Below are 13,698 nucleotides of genomic sequence, written 5' to 3' on the forward strand. Positions count from 1 at the left end.
ACCGCCGTGACCAGCATAAACGTCGCGAGAATTCCCCACGGCTGGCCCCGCGCTCCTCGATGACGCCCAGCTGACAGCACGTGACGCCATCCACGTGACACCACCTGACGCCAGGATGGCACCACCTGGCACCTGCCACCCTCCGCCCTCCCGCCCTACGAGGAGACCGCACCCCGTGTCACAGCCGCCCGCCCTGTCTCGTCTCCTGTCGCGTGGTCCCCCTCACGTGAGGGGTGGGCAGGCGGTGAGTCGAGAAGGTGGGTGAGGGTGGAGATGCGGGTGTTCGTGGCAGGTGGGACGGGCGTCCTGGGGCGGCGCCTGGTGGCGCGGCTGGTGGCCCGGGGGCACCAGGTGACGGCCACGACGACGAACGCGGCCAGGCTGGGGCTGCTCGGGCGGCTCGGGGCCACGGGCGTGGTGATGGACGGGCTGGACGCGATCTCGGTCGGTGAGGCCGTGGCCGCGGCGTCGCCGGACGCGGTCGTGCACCAGATGACCGCCCTCTCCGCCGCCCACGCGGGCAGGCCCGGCCGCCTCGGGCGCCTGGGCCGCTGGTCGGCCACCACGATCCGGCTGCGCACGGAGGGCACGGACCACCTGCTGGCCGCCGCCGCGGGCACCGGCGTCCGCCACGTCCTCGCACAGAGCTTCGCGGGCTGGAACGGCATCCGTGAGGGCGGCTGGGTGAAGACCGAGGACGACCCGCTCGACCCGCACGAGGGCACGGCCGCCCACCCGGGCGCCATGGCGATCCGGTACGTCGAGGACACTGTCGCGGGGGACGGCGGCACCGTCCTGCGCTACGGCGAGCTCTACGGGCCGGGCGCCACCGACGACCAGGTCCGACGCGTCCGGGACCGGCGGTTCCCACTCCTCGGCGACGGCGCCGGGCACCACTCCTGGGTGCACGTCGACGACGCCGCGAGCGCCACCGTACTGGCCGTCGAACAGAAGGCGAGGGGCGTGTTCAACATCGTCGACGACGAACCGGCACCGGCCCGTGAATGGCTGCCCCACCTCGCGGAGTGCGTGGGCGCCAGGCCGCCGGTGCGCCTGCCCGGGTGGCTGGCCCGGCTGCTGGCCGGGGAGGTCGCGGTGGCCGTGATGACCGAGGGGCGCGGCTTCTCCAACGCCAGGGCCAAGCGCGAACTGGGCTGGGAACTGCACTACCCGTCCTGGCGGGAAGGCTTCATGGAGGGACTGGCATGACCCGTACGGAGGAGTTCGAGGAGCTGCGGCCGCTGCTGTTCGCCATCGCCTACCGCGTCCTCGGCAGCGTGAGCGAGGCGGAGGACGCCGTCCAGGAGACCTGGCTGCGCTGGGAGGCCGCGCCCACCCCGCCCAAGTCGACCCGGGCCTTCCTGTCCGCCGTCGTCACCCGGATCTCCATCGACATCCTGCGGTCGGCCCGCGTCCGCCGTGAGCAGTACGTCGGCCCCTGGTTCCCGGAGCCGCTGATGACCGACCCCTACGAGGACCCGGAGCGCTCGGCGGAACTCGCCGACTCGGTGTCCATGGCCGCGCTGCTCCTCCTGGAACGGCTGAGCCCGCTGGAACGCGCGGTGTTCGTGCTGCGGGAGGTGTTCGGGTTCGGCTTCCCGGAGATCGCCTCGGCCGTGGGGCGCTCGGAGGCCGCCTGCCGCCAGCTCGCGGTGCGCGCGCGCCGCCACATGGAAGCCGGGCGCCCCCGCTTCGAGGCCGACCGCGAGGAGCGCGAGGAACTCGCCGAGCGCTTCTTCGACGCCTTCCACAAGGGCGACCTGGACGGGCTGCGGGAACTCCTCGCCGCCGACGTCCAGCTGGTCAGCGACAGCGGCGGCAAGGCGCCGAGGTTCCGGCGCGGCGTCTTCGGAGCGGAGCAGGTGTCGCGGCTGCTCGCCGTGCTCGTCACGCCGTTCGTGCGGATCGGCGGCACGGTGGAGCCGCGGCACGTCAACGGCCAGCCCGGCGCGGTCTTCCGCGACCGGCACGGCAAGGTCATCAACACCCTCGTACTCGACTTCCTGGACGGCCGCGTCCAGGCCATCCGCTCCGTCCTCAACCCCGAGAAGCTCACCCACGTGGGCCCGGTCGCGGACGTCTGGACGGTCGACCGCGAGGCCAGACAGGCCCTGCGCCAACGACCCGCGGAGGCGTGAACCCGTACCGAGGACACCCGGGCTTTGGCCTTCCCCCTGGGGCAGGCCCCAGCATCGACGGCACCGGGCGGACCCGCCCGGCACGAGGAAGGCCATGAGGAAGGCGCGGGCGGTGGACGTGGCGGGCGGCCTCCTCGACGTCCTGGAGGACGCGGTGGAGCGGGCCGGGCGGGCGGTGCGCGGCGTCGCCGCTGGCGGCACCGTGGGCACCACGCTGACCGCGCTCCTGTGGACGGGTTCGCAGCTGGCCCTCGTCCACATCGGCGACTCGCGCGCCTACCCGCTCCGGGACGGGGAGCTGTTCCAGGTCACCCACGACCACACCATGGTCCAGTCGATGATCGACGACGGCCGTCGGCGGCCCCGACAACGTGAGCCGCGTGGTCGCCGACGTACGGGACCAACCGTGACCGGCACCCACTGACACCCGCTGACACCCGCTGACACCCACGCGCTACCACCCGACACCCACAAAAAAGTGGGTACTTGGCAGGACGCCGCTACGACGAGACGCTGAGGGAGCCAGTCAACGGGCCACCAGCCGCTCCAGCCGCCGGTGGCCCCAGTCGGAGAGGGGGCCCAGCAGCTCGGACAGTTCACGTCCGAAGCCGGTCAGCGAGTAGACCGTCTTCAGCGGCAGACCATCGTGCACCTCGCGGTGCACCAGACCGTCCTCCGCCATCTCGCGCAGCGCCTGCGTCAGCACCTTCTCGCTGAGGCCGGGCAGCCGTCGGCGCAGTTCGCCGGGGCGGTGCGGCCCGGACTCCAGCAGCCACAGCAGGCTGGTCTTCCACTTGCCGTCGATCACGGAGATCGCGGCGGTCACCCCGCACACGTTCGGGTCCTGCGCCCGGCTGCGCGTCATCCTCGCCCCCTCGGCGATCCACTCTTCCCACCACCATGCGAACGCACGGGAGTCCAAGCATGTCCTCGTACGACGACCAGTCTGCCGTCAGCGTCCTCGGGCTCGGCCCGATGGGCCGAGCCCTGGCCGGTGCCTTCCTGGACGCCGGCCTGCGCACCACCGTCTGGAACCGCACCCCCGGCCGGGACGGGGAGCTGACGGCCCGGGGCGCGACCGCCGCCCCGACCGCCGCGGAAGCGGCCCGCGCGAGCGCGCTGACGGTGGTCTGCGTCGTGAACTACGACGCCTCCGACGCCATCCTCCGCGAGGAGGAGGTAACCGCCTCCCTCAAGGGCCGCACCGTCGTCAACCTCAGCGCCGACACGCCGGACCGGGCCCGGGACACCGGCGCCTGGGCGGACCAGCACGGCGTCGGCTACCTCGACGGCGCGATCATGACCCCGGCGACCACCATCGGCACCCCGCACGCCGTGTTCCTGCACAGCGGCCCGCGCGAGCTGTACGAACGCCACCGGCCCGTCCTCGACGCCCTCGGCGGCACGCACACCCACCTCGGGGAGGACACCGGGCGCGCCGCGGGCTACGACATCGCCCTGCTCGACATCTTCTGGACGGCGATGGCGGGCTACGCGCACGCCCTCGCGGTGGCCCGCGCGGAGGGCATCACCGGCCGGGAGCTGGCGCCCTTCGCGCGGGGCATCGCCGAGATCCTGCCGCCGCTGATCGACCAGTTCGCGGCCGACGCCGACGACGGCACGTACTCCGGCGACCTCAACCCGATCACGTCGGCGGTCTCCTCCATGGCGCACATCGTGCACGCCTCGGAGGCGCACGGAATCGACGCGGGCGTCCTGCGGGCGGCGGAGGGCCAGGCACGCCGGGTGATCGGGCTGGGCCACGGCACCGACGGCTTCATCCGGGTCACCGAACTCCTGGGCCGCCGCTGAGCCACTCCGCCAGCACCGCGAAGTCGGCGTCGGTGAGCCCGTAGCGGTGGTCCACGCGGTGCAGCAGGGCCGGGGCGGGGTGGTGGGCGGCCACCCAGTCCCGGTCGGCGCCGGTGATCTCGTCGTCGAGCCAGACGAACACCCGCCCGGCCGCCCACCGCACCAACGCCCGGGTCTTCCAGTGCAGCAGCCGCACCTCACCCCGCTCACTGAGCCGCGGATCGGGCCAGTCCACCACCGGCAGCGACGGCAGCCCCAGCCAGGGCGAGAGCACCTCGTTCGCGTCGTCCAGCCAGGTCGTCGCCCACACCAGCTCGCACCCCAGCGCCCCCAGCCGCGCCCCGAGACCCGGGTCGACCCGGCCCAGCAGCGGGTGTGCGACGGCCCCGTCCCGCGGACCGTACTCCGGGTACGGTCCGGGCCCGCCGAACGGGATCACCGTGCCGTCTACGTCGAGGAAGACCAGCACACCCACGGGAACCACATTGCCCCGTTCCCCCCTCCCCCGCTACCGTCTTCCGCATGACTGCCGGGTCGGCCACGCGCCGCGATCGGATGGGGTACCCGGCCTCTGAGTGAGGCCGGTGCGGAGGGCGAGAGGCCCGCCGCCCTTCTCTGCGCCACCAGCACACGACACCCACGGCGACAGAGAAGAAGGACGACACGTACGTGCCCCATGACTTCAACCAACAGGTCATCGACGAGTTCCGCGCCCACCACGGCCGCGTGGGCGGCCCCTTCGAGGGCGCCCGCCTGCTCCTGCTGACCACCACGGGAGCCCGCTCCGGCCGCCCGCACACCACCCCCGTCGGCTACCTCCCCGACGGGCCCGAGCGGGTCCTGGTCATCGCCTCCGCGGGCGGCGCCGACCGGCACCCGGCCTGGTACCACAACCTCCGCGTCCACCCCCGGGTGACCGTGGAGAACGGCGTGTTCACCTACGCGGCACAGGCCGTCGTCCTCACCGGCGAGGAACGCGACCAGGCGTTCGCACGGGCCGTCGAGGCGGACCCGGGCTGGGCGGCGTACCAGGAGAAGACCCGGCGCGTGATCCCCGTGATCGCCCTGTACCAGACCGCGCCGGACGGCCCCCCGAAGATCAACGCCCGCTCCCTGGGCGAGGCCCTGAGACTGGTCCACGACGCCTTCCGCCACGAACTGGCCCTCATACGCGAGGAAATGAGCACCCAGCCCTCCGCCACCGCCTCCCCCACCCTCGGCGCCCAGCTCCGCGCCAACTGCCTCACCTTCTGCCACGGCCTCCACAACCACCACACCGGCGAGGACCTGGGCCTGTTCCCGGCTCTCGCCGACCGCCACCCGGAAGCCGCCCCCGTCCTCGCCCGCCTCCGCGAGGAGCACGAGAAGATCGCGTCCCTGGTGGCCGACCTCCGGCACGCGGTGACAACCCCGTCCGACCCCGCCACCGCCCGCGCCGAGGTCGCCCGCCTGACGACGGCCCTGGAGGCGCACCTGGCCTACGAGGAACAGGAGTTGATCCCCCTGCTCGACGCGCCCGCGGGACTCACCGGCTAGACAGCGGCTCGACCAGGGGCTCGTACGACGTCACGACCACGTCGGCGCCCGCCGCGCGCAGTCCGCTCACCTTGTGCTTGTCGCGCCCGTACCCGACGAAGGGCACCCCGGCCGAGCGGGCCGCGGCGGCGTCCGTGCCGGTGTCCCCGACCATCACGGCGTCGGCCGGGGCGAGCGCGAGGTCGCGCAGGGCACGGTGGAGGACGTCGGGGTGGGGCTTCATCAGTCCGGGGTCGGCCGTGCGGCCCTGGACGGTGTCGAAGCGGCCGAGCAGGCCCATGCCGTCCAGGTAGGCCGCCGCCGCGCCGGGGGCGTTGTTGGTGACCACCGCCAGCCGCGCACCCCGGCGCGCCAGCCGCGCCACGAGGGCGTCCGCCCGCGGGGTGGGCCAGGCGGACCGCGCGGCGGCCAGCTCACCGGCGGTGACGGCGGCCTCTATCAGCGCCAGCGGTTCGGTGACGTCCCACTCGTGCCGGGCCCGGTGCACGGCGCGCAGCACCACGTGCGGGTCGATGCTGACGCGCTCGGAGTCGTCGAGTACGCCGCCCAGACCGAACTTGTCGGCGAGGTTCCGTACCTCGTCCGCGAGGGGAGCCGAGGCACCCTCGGGGAAGAGGCGGCAGAGGGGCCCGTCGAAGTCGAACAGCACGCCCGCCGCCCCGTCGAGCAGCTCCCGCGCCCTCCGGTCGGCCCCCGTCACGCCGCTCCCCCCGCCCGAACGTGCGCGCCCGCCCGGCCGTCCACGCCCGCACGCGCCCGGTCCGCCGCATGCCAGCGCCGCAGCACGTCGGCGATCTCCTGTTCGTCCTTGGGCCCGTCCACCAGCCCCAGCGGCTCGCTCGCCCGGCTCAGGGCCCGGTGGACGCGCGCCGCGGCGCCGCCGAAGTGGTGCTCGTCGGGCCGGTCCGGCAGTGCGAGCGCCGCGCGCATGACATCGGGGAAGACGGACTGGGCGTACTCGAAGCCGAGGTAGACCGGCAGGTCGGTGTCCATCCCGGCGGTCGCGTCCGGGTAGCCCGCGTGCCGCATGGCGTCCGCCCACATCCGCACCATCAGCTCGTGCTCGGCCTTGTCGTAGTCCATCCGCCCCAGATGGGTCGCCAGGTCGTGCAGCGGGTCGCCGTACAGGGCGAGTTCCCAGTCGATGACCACCAGCCGCTCGCCCGCCGCGCCCGCCACGACGACCACGTTGGCCCGGTGGACGTCGGTGTGCAGCAGGGCGAACCGTCGCGGGGTCATCGGCGGCACCGTCCGCAGGAAGCGGTCGACGGCGTCCTCGGGCACCCCCACGGCGTCGAAGAGGTCGCCGAAGCGCGGCCGATTGGACTGGTGGACGTCCCGTTCGGTGAACCGGGCGAGCCAGTCCAGAAATCCGCGGCTGTCGCGGTCGCCGGGCCAGTCGGCCGGACGGGGCGGCAACTCGTCGGCCGGTACCTCGGCCAATCGGGCGAAGAACGCCGCCAGCGCGGCCAGCCGCCCGCTGCCCACCGGCTGCCCCTCGGGCGCCACCTCGGACAGCGCCCGGCCCTCCAGGTAGTCGTGCAGGGACCATTCCCCGAAGTCGGCCAGACAGCGCGGTGCCTCGGCCACGCGTGCGCTCACCACCCGCAGCACCTCCGCCTCGCGCGGCCAGATCCTCGGTACGACCTCGACGGTGGGGTAGGGCGTGCGGAACTTGGCGCGCACCCGGCCGGACCCCACACCCAGCAGACAGGCGAGCGGCTGGCCCAGGGGCGCGATGAGGTTGAGGTTGTGATGGCCGGAAACCACCGGCCCGTCGGCGCCGCGGCGCCGCGCCTCCGCGAAGTAACGCACCAGGGGCTGGTGGGCCCAGCGGGGCAGAGGGAGTGACATGGCGGCTGAGAGTAGTACGCGGCGTGATGCAGTTCACGTCGTGTCACTATGTGGACCGCCTTTCCGTCACGGACCGTGGCGGATGTCGTGCAGTTCCGTCAGGTTTCGGTCGCGGGCTCGCCCAGGTGCTCCCAGTACGACTCGAAGGTGGCCTTCATGGTCGCAAAGAAGCCGTCGTGGGTGTCGGGGTCGTCGGGGTCCCGGTGGTGCAGGTAGAGGGCGGAGCCGAGGCCGAGGACGTCCAGCGCGGGGACCGGGACGCCGTCACCGACGGCGATGGTGCGCCGCATCACCTCGTAGGGCCCGAACAGCATGTCGGTGTCGTTGAAGACGTACAGCTTGAACTGCGGGGTCATCCGCACCCGGCGGATCTCCACCGCGGTGTCCACGCCCCACTGCCCGAACCGCCCGGCGAGTTCCACCACCGTGTCCGCGTACCCCTGGGCCATGGCCTGCCAGCGGGCCCAGATCCGGTCGTCCACGGGATCCACCGCGGCCGGGTAGGCCAACCGGGGCTCCTCCGCGGGCAGGAGCATCCGCAGCCGTACGCGCGCGGGGGTGACCTCCCGGGCGGCGATGCGCTCGCCCTGTACCCGCAGGTGGCTGACCAGTGTCTCGGAGGTCAGCGAGAAGGTGTCGAGGGTGACCTCGGGCTGCTCGAAGGCCCGGTGGATGAGTGGACCGAGAGTGGCCCGACCGCGGGCTTCCGATCCCGGCTCGGACCCGGCGACGTCCGGCACCCGCACCACCCGGATGCCGCTGCCCTGACGGGCCTGGAGCCAGCGCTCCTCGGTGAGCTTGCGCAGCACCCGCTGGATGGTGTCCCGGCTGACCCCGAACTCGTCGGCCAGTTGCCGCTGCGGGGGCAGCAGTTGGCCGACCCGGAGCGTGCCGTTGGCCAGCTGCTCGCGCAGCACGGACTCCACGAGCGCGGACGCCCGGCCGCCCTCCACGCGCCCCGCCCGGCCTGGTCCGGCCCCTGACTGTGCTGATGATGTGGCCACGGCTGCAAACTACCCGCACCAGCACCGGGGGCACATCGTTTCCGGCCAACGAAGACCCCCATTGGACCGGAAGTTAGACGATCACATAGACCGGGAAATTCCAATTCAAGTCAACCAGTCCAATTGGCAGGGCGGTTGGCGGACACCAAGGGGGGACGATCATGCCGGTGCTGAGCCTTCTCGTAGCGGTCCTGGGACTGGGCGCGGAGCAGTTGGCGGAGTGGCGCTACGGTCCGGTGGGCCTCGCGGCCCTGCTCCTGCTGGCCGTCGGCCTCAGGGCGAACAACTCCACGTGCGCCTCGCTGGGCGCGGTGACCCTGCTCCTCCTGATGCTCCAGACATGAGAGGACGGGGCCGGGGTCAGCGACCGCCCGTCACCAGTTCCAGCACCGGCTCCAGCGAGTCCACCACCACGTCGGCCCCGCCAGCCCGCAGCCGCGCACCCCCCGCCTCGTCACGCGCGTAGCCGAGGAACGGGACCCCGGCCTCGGCCGCGGCGCGGCAGTCGGTGGGCATGTCGCCGATCATCAGGGCGTCGCCGGGGGCGGACCCCATCGCGCTGAGCGCCCGCTGGAGGCTGTGCGGATCGGGTTTGAGCAGTTCCAGCTGCTGAGTACGGCCGTAGATGTGCGGGGCGAAGCAGCCGGTCAGCTCCCGTCCCTCCAGGTAGCGGCGGACCGCGAGGGGCGAGTTGTTGGTGGCGATGGCCAGCCGGGCGCCGACCGCGGCCCAGGTCCGGATGAGCGGGTCGGCGTACGCCGTGGGCATCGCGGTGAACGTGGCCCGCAGCTCCTCCGCGGTGAGACGTTCCTCCAGCTCCGCGACGAGGTCGCTGTTCGGGTGCCGTCCGCCGACGGCGCGCAGCACGAAGTGGGGATCGGAGGACCGTACCTCCTCCTCCCGGAGGAGACCCCGCAGTCCACGGGCGGCCAGCCAGCCGACCATGTCCCGGGCGATCAGCTCGGCCCGGTGCCCCGCGAACAGTCGGCAGATCGGCCCGTCGAAGTCCCACAGCACGACGCGCGCCCCGGAGATCCGCTCCCGCAGGCGCTCGGTGGGCACTGACACGTGTTCGGTCTGGGTCGTATCAGAAGTCACTAAGAGAGTGTCAGGTCCGTGGTGATGGTTTCCCAGAGGGCGTCGAACCACTTCTGCGATTCCTTGACGAACGCCTCGTCCCGGTGACCGGACCGCGCGTGGAAGGAGAACAGCAGCGAGGCGGCGCCCAGGGCGTCGTACATGTCGAGGACCTGGTCCCCCCACTCCTCCTCGCGCCGGGTGAGCATGTAGTACCCGAGCAGCGCTTCCTCCCCGTTGAGGAGGTACAGCTTGAACGGCGGGGTGAACGGCAGCGCCCGGAAGGAGACCCGCACGTCGATCCCGTGGCTGGCACGCAGCGACAGGAGGTTGTGCTGGAGCACCTGCCCCTGCGCGTTCCGCATCGCCAGCCACCGCTGGTGCACGGGATCGTCGTCCCCCGCGCCCCCGACCGGCACCGGGAAGGCGAGGTCTATCTCCCGGGAGGGCAGCAGGATGCGCACGTCGACGGCCTCCGGCTGGACCCGCCCCTCGTGGATCTGGCGCAGCGGTTCCCCGAGGGCCAGCATCAGCGTCTCGGCGGTGTGGCAGACGACGGCGATCCGCACCTGCCGCGCCCCGAACGCCTCCGTCAGCCGGGGCGAGAGCCCGACCATGGTCGGCTGCGGCTCGTCCTGGACGGGGACGCGGGGGGCGATACGGGGCGGGCTGCCCTTGCTGACGTTGGTGAGGAGGCCGTCCTCCTGGAGCACCCGCAGCGCCTGGCGCACGGTGCCGCGCTCCACCCCGAACTCGTCGGCCAACTCGGCCTGGGTGGGCAGCCGGTCCCCCGCCTTCAGCTCGCCGGCACGGATGCGTTCCCGCAGGACATCGGCGATCTCCTGCGGCGTGAGCCTTCTGCTGCCGTTCACTGCCACGTTCTCCTGGGTCACGACCAAACGCTACAACTCGCGCCGACTTCCGACGAGTTGCAACGAAGTTGTTTATGACTATCAACCAAGCGGGGACAACCTAAACAGAGTTGGTCGCCAACTTACCAGAGTTGGCGGAAGCGAAGGGGGAACCATCATGCCTACTCTCGCCCTCCTCTCCGCCCTCTTCGTCGTCGGCTTCGAGCAGGTCGTCGAAACGAGGTACGGAGCCACCGGCGTCGTCGGCCTGCTGCTGCTCACCCTGGGCATCAGGGCCAAGAGCCCCGCCGTCAGCTCCGTCGGAGCGGTCGTCCTGGCCCTCCTGGTGACGGGCCCCGCCCTGTAGCACACCACACCGAGGAACCCGGGAGACGCGGCACGGGGGAGACGTCAGGTCGTGAGCACCAGCTCCGAACTGATGGTCTCCCACAGCGCGTTGAACCACAGGTACGACTGTTCCACGAACGTCGTGTCCCGGGCGCCCGCCCCCTGCTCGAAGGCGAAGAGCGTCGTCCGGGTACCCAGCGCGTCGTACACCTCGAGCCGCTCCCCACCGACCTGCTCCGCCCGCCGCCGGAGCGTGTAGTAGGCGAACAGCGCCTCGGCCCCGTTGAGCAGGTACAGCTTCACGGGCGGCGTGAACGGCAGCGCCCGGAAGGAGACCCGCACGTCGACCCCGTGACTGGCCCGCAGCGCCAGCAGGTTGTGCCGGAGCACCTGACCCTGCGCGTTCCGCATCGCCAGCCACCGCTCGTGCAGCCGCTCCGTGTCCTCCGTGGACTCCACCGGCGCCGGGAAGGCGAGTTCGATGTCCCGGCTGGGCAGCAGCACCCGGACGTCGACCTTGGCCGGTTTCAGCTCCCCGGCGTGGATCTGCCGCAGCGGCTCGCTGAGCGCCAGTGTGAGCGAGATCGCGGTCAGGCACAGCGCGTCGATCTCGACGTGCGGACCGGCGAAGGCACGGGCGACCCGGGACGCCAGCGCGACCATGGTGGCCTGCGGCAGGGCCTCCGGCCCGGTGACCGCGTCAGAGGGGCGGTACGCCACCGTCGCCGGGCTCCCCCGCGACACGTCGGTCAGCAGCCCTTCCTCCAGGAGGACCCGCAGCGCCTGCCGGACGGCCCCGCGCTCCACACCGAACTCCTCGGCCAGCTGCGCCTGCGTGGGCATCCGCTGCCCCGGCCGCAGCGCCCTGGACGTGATACGGGCGCGCAACTCGTCCGCCACCCGGCGATGCGCCGGCTGTGACGGTTGTGGCCTCTTCCGTCCATTGACGGAGTCGTTTCCCCGCTCCACAACCAAACACTACAACTTCCCGCCATCTTCGGGCAGTTCACCGACGGGTGGTTATGAGACGCCTCCAAGTGGAGATAACCAGAACTAAGTTGGTCACCAACTTGAGCAACATGGTCAAACTTACGGGGGGTTGGCCGCCAGGGTCGGCCCGAAAGGGGGGACCGTATGCCGTACATCGCCATCGTCATCGCCGCCCTGGTCATCGGCTTCGAACAGTTCGTCCAGTGGAAGCTCGGCCCGATGGGGATCATCGCGCTCGTCGCGCTCACCATCGGGGTCAAGGCCAAGAACACCATGATCGGCGGCATCGGCGCGGTCATCCTCGTCATGCTGCTAGCCCAGTCCAGCTGACCAGGCTCCCTTCCGGAGGGGAGCCGGGAGCCTGGCCAGCCAGCACAGCCACAACTGAACACCGACAACCGAACACCGCATCCGCACAGCCACAACTCAACAGGCACCAGCACAGCTACGGACCACACGAGGAACCGACCCCGAGGAGGCCCAGGAACCAGAGATCCCGAACTCAGAGCACCTCAGAACATGTCCGGGCACCAAGGTCGCCTGGGCGTACGCAGCAGGGCGTCGGCCACCCGGCCGGCGCCCGCTCGTCCTTCCCGGACCAGCCCCAGCGCGACCAACCGCGCCACGGACTCCTCCCCCAGCCACAGCGAGGCCAGCTCCGACACCCCCATCACCAGATCGGCATCGGCACGGGTCGCCGTACACCGCGCACCCCCCTCCCCCACCTCAAGCCGGTACCGCCCCCCGGCGAACCCGGCCTCGTCCACCACCTCCAGGACGATCTCCCCGACCCCCGCGTACGTCCGGGCCTCCAGCGCCCGCACCACGTCCAGGATCCGCACCCACAGCCAGTCCCCCTCACCGGCGACCCGGGCGGCCCGCGGATTCGGCAGCAGCCGCGGCAGCAGATCATCCGGCGCCCGCATCCCGCTCTTCACGACGGTCACCCAGTCCAGCGAGCAGAGATACGTCCACAGGGCACGCTCGGCCGCCGGACTCACGGCGTCCAGCCACCGCACGGTCGCGGTGTTCTGCGGCTGCTTGTTGCTGCTCCACTCGCCGTCGGTCCGGTACGTGACCAGCCCCTCCACCTCGCCACCGGGCGCCCGGTACACGGCGTAGAACGGCTCGGTCCACTCCCCCTGCCCCGACGGCCGCACCACTCCCGTGTTGACCCGCCACCACCGCTCGTCCCGGTCGATGGCCCCGTGCTGCTCACGCCGCAGCCGCTCATGCAACTCGGGCCCGACCTTGCGGACGTACTCCCCGTCCACCACCTCGATACGCCCACCGCCCTCCGGCCCGGGCCGACGCCGGTCGATCCCGGTCCGCAGCGTGTCGACCGCCCACTCCACGGCGGAGGTGGCGGGGCCGAAGCCGTACCGCCCGTAGATCGGGTACTCCGCCGCGATCAGCGTCGCGACGACGTCGCCCCGCTCCTTCGCCGCGGTCAGGTCCTGCCGCATCATCCGGGTGAGCAGCCCACGGCGACGGTGCGTCGCCGTGACCGTCACGGCCGTGATCGCGTCCGCGGGCACGGGGGTGCCGCCGGGCGCCGTCAGCTCCTGCGCGAACGACCTGAACGTCGCGACGCACCGGTCCCCGTCGAAGGCGCCCAGCGCCCGCGCCGGGTCGATCTGCGCGCTGCGGTCGGCGATGTCCTCGTCCGTCACGACGGGGGACTTCAGGAACCCGACCTTCAGGGCGCGAAGCCAGGCGGGGATCTCGTTCGGGGTGATCGGGCGTACGTCTATCGCGGCGGCGTCGTCGTTCATGCCAGCGAGGCTAGGGGTACGACGCCCCACCCGTCGCGACGTTTTCGAGCGCCCGGCGCGGCCGCTGACGTGCGGGTGGGTCGCGCGCCCGGCGCTGTCGGGGTGCCCCCACCGCCCGAGCGGCACGACGGCCCGCAGCCGGGCCAGGACGGCAGACGACGGCCCGCACCCAGGCCGCGTGGGGTGGCGACGAGCCGCAGCCGCCGTACGACGGAAGGGGACGTGTCGGGGGGTGTCCGCCCGCAGTGGTTCGCGCGGAAAACCCCGCACACCCCGCACCCCACAGCCCGCGCGGTTCCGAGGACGGACACCC

At 72.3% G+C, this 13,698-nt stretch carries 16 protein-coding genes and 1 pseudogene; 8 read left to right on the forward strand and 9 right to left on the reverse strand.

Translation table 11 applies throughout. From position 1 onward, the window contains the following. The first annotated feature begins 273 nt into the window (after positions 1 to 273). The 3 genes and pseudogenes from ABZ659_RS26800 to ABZ659_RS26810 all read left to right on the forward strand — a co-directional run. On the forward strand, positions 274 to 1,209 hold the full coding sequence (locus tag ABZ659_RS26800; protein WP_360224752.1) for an NAD(P)-dependent oxidoreductase: 936 nt from the start codon (positions 274 to 276) through the stop codon (positions 1,207 to 1,209). Continuing rightward, positions 1,206 to 2,138 (forward strand): RNA polymerase sigma-70 factor, encoded by a 933-nt coding sequence (locus ABZ659_RS26805; protein WP_360224712.1) that lies wholly within the window; start codon positions 1,206 to 1,208, stop codon positions 2,136 to 2,138. The genes ABZ659_RS26800 and ABZ659_RS26805 overlap by 4 nt, the downstream gene beginning before the upstream one ends. Positions 2,139 to 2,256: 118 nt before the next feature. Next, positions 2,257 to 2,493 (forward strand): annotated as a pseudogene (locus ABZ659_RS26810) (hypothetical protein); the annotation flags it as partial. Positions 2,494 to 2,664: 171 nt separating this feature from the next. Here ABZ659_RS26810 and ABZ659_RS26815 read toward each other — a convergent pair. After that, the gene (locus tag ABZ659_RS26815) at positions 2,665 to 3,003 is read right to left on the reverse strand and encodes a helix-turn-helix domain-containing protein (protein ID WP_360224714.1); all 339 of its coding nucleotides are present in this window, start codon (positions 3,001 to 3,003) and stop codon (positions 2,665 to 2,667) included. Between the two features lie 59 nt (positions 3,004 to 3,062). Here ABZ659_RS26815 and ABZ659_RS26820 point away from each other — a divergent pair, with 59 nt between their 5' ends. Then, the gene (locus ABZ659_RS26820; RefSeq protein ID WP_360224716.1) at positions 3,063 to 3,950 is read left to right on the forward strand and encodes an NAD(P)-binding domain-containing protein; all 888 of its coding nucleotides are present in this window, start codon (positions 3,063 to 3,065) and stop codon (positions 3,948 to 3,950) included. Here the strand turns inward: ABZ659_RS26820 and ABZ659_RS26825 are convergent. Further along, positions 3,925 to 4,419, reverse strand: a complete 495-nt coding sequence (locus ABZ659_RS26825) for an HAD domain-containing protein (protein ID WP_360224754.1) — start codon at positions 4,417 to 4,419, stop codon at positions 3,925 to 3,927. The genes ABZ659_RS26820 and ABZ659_RS26825 overlap by 26 nt on opposite strands. A gap of 200 nt (positions 4,420 to 4,619) precedes the next feature. Here ABZ659_RS26825 and ABZ659_RS26830 point away from each other — a divergent pair, with 200 nt between their 5' ends. Then, positions 4,620 to 5,486, forward strand: coding sequence for a nitroreductase/quinone reductase family protein (locus ABZ659_RS26830; protein ID WP_360224718.1), 867 nt, complete (start codon positions 4,620 to 4,622; stop codon positions 5,484 to 5,486). On the opposite strand, the gene ABZ659_RS26835 is transcribed toward ABZ659_RS26830, so the two are convergent. The 3 genes from ABZ659_RS26835 to ABZ659_RS26845 form a co-directional block, all read right to left on the reverse strand. Then, a complete protein-coding gene (locus ABZ659_RS26835; protein ID WP_360224720.1) occupies positions 5,476 to 6,186 on the reverse strand; it encodes an HAD-IA family hydrolase in 711 nt (236 codons plus the stop codon). The genes ABZ659_RS26830 and ABZ659_RS26835 overlap by 11 nt on opposite strands. Further along, positions 6,183 to 7,340 carry a phosphotransferase gene (locus ABZ659_RS26840; protein ID WP_360224722.1) on the reverse strand — a complete coding sequence of 386 codons (1,158 nt, stop codon included), beginning with the start codon at positions 7,338 to 7,340 and terminating at the stop codon, positions 6,183 to 6,185. Before ABZ659_RS26840 ends, ABZ659_RS26835 begins: the two co-directional genes overlap by 4 nt. Positions 7,341 to 7,438: 98 nt before the next feature. Continuing rightward, positions 7,439 to 8,293, reverse strand: a complete 855-nt coding sequence (locus ABZ659_RS26845; RefSeq protein ID WP_360224724.1) for a GntR family transcriptional regulator — start codon at positions 8,291 to 8,293, stop codon at positions 7,439 to 7,441. Positions 8,294 to 8,505: 212 nt separating this feature from the next. Here ABZ659_RS26845 and ABZ659_RS26850 point away from each other — a divergent pair, with 212 nt between their 5' ends. Further along, positions 8,506 to 8,688: a hypothetical protein gene (locus ABZ659_RS26850; RefSeq protein ID WP_360224726.1), complete on the forward strand. Its 183-nt coding sequence runs from the start codon at positions 8,506 to 8,508 to the stop codon at positions 8,686 to 8,688. A gap of 16 nt (positions 8,689 to 8,704) precedes the next feature. Here ABZ659_RS26850 and ABZ659_RS26855 read toward each other — a convergent pair whose 3' ends face one another. Together ABZ659_RS26855 and ABZ659_RS26860 are read right to left on the reverse strand one after the other, a co-directional pair. Next, the gene (locus ABZ659_RS26855) at positions 8,705 to 9,493 is read right to left on the reverse strand and encodes an HAD family hydrolase (protein ID WP_360224728.1); all 789 of its coding nucleotides are present in this window, start codon (positions 9,491 to 9,493) and stop codon (positions 8,705 to 8,707) included. Then, on the reverse strand, positions 9,442 to 10,320 hold the full coding sequence (locus ABZ659_RS26860) for a GntR family transcriptional regulator (RefSeq protein WP_360224730.1): 879 nt from the start codon (positions 10,318 to 10,320) through the stop codon (positions 9,442 to 9,444). The genes ABZ659_RS26855 and ABZ659_RS26860 overlap by 52 nt, the downstream gene beginning before the upstream one ends. Before the next feature lie 130 nt (positions 10,321 to 10,450). On the opposite strand from ABZ659_RS26860, the gene ABZ659_RS26865 reads away from it, so the two are divergent. Next, the gene (locus ABZ659_RS26865) at positions 10,451 to 10,639 is read left to right on the forward strand and encodes a hypothetical protein (RefSeq protein WP_360224732.1); all 189 of its coding nucleotides are present in this window, start codon (positions 10,451 to 10,453) and stop codon (positions 10,637 to 10,639) included. Positions 10,640 to 10,683: 44 nt separating this feature from the next. Here ABZ659_RS26865 and ABZ659_RS26870 read toward each other — a convergent pair whose 3' ends face one another. Next, the gene (locus ABZ659_RS26870) at positions 10,684 to 11,595 is read right to left on the reverse strand and encodes a winged helix-turn-helix domain-containing protein (protein ID WP_360224734.1); all 912 of its coding nucleotides are present in this window, start codon (positions 11,593 to 11,595) and stop codon (positions 10,684 to 10,686) included. 159 nt (positions 11,596 to 11,754) lie between these two features. Here ABZ659_RS26870 and ABZ659_RS26875 point away from each other — a divergent pair, with 159 nt between their 5' ends. Then, on the forward strand, positions 11,755 to 11,940 hold the full coding sequence (locus ABZ659_RS26875; protein WP_360224736.1) for a hypothetical protein: 186 nt from the start codon (positions 11,755 to 11,757) through the stop codon (positions 11,938 to 11,940). A gap of 182 nt (positions 11,941 to 12,122) precedes the next feature. Here the strand turns inward: ABZ659_RS26875 and ABZ659_RS26880 are convergent, their stop codons facing one another. Then, the gene (locus tag ABZ659_RS26880) at positions 12,123 to 13,385 is read right to left on the reverse strand and encodes a GNAT family N-acetyltransferase (RefSeq protein WP_360224738.1); all 1,263 of its coding nucleotides are present in this window, start codon (positions 13,383 to 13,385) and stop codon (positions 12,123 to 12,125) included. Between the last annotated feature and the right edge of the window lie 313 nt (positions 13,386 to 13,698).

The organism is Streptomyces sp. NPDC006997 (genome assembly GCF_040635175.1).
Classification (GTDB): Bacteria; Actinomycetota; Actinomycetes; order Streptomycetales; family Streptomycetaceae; genus Streptomyces.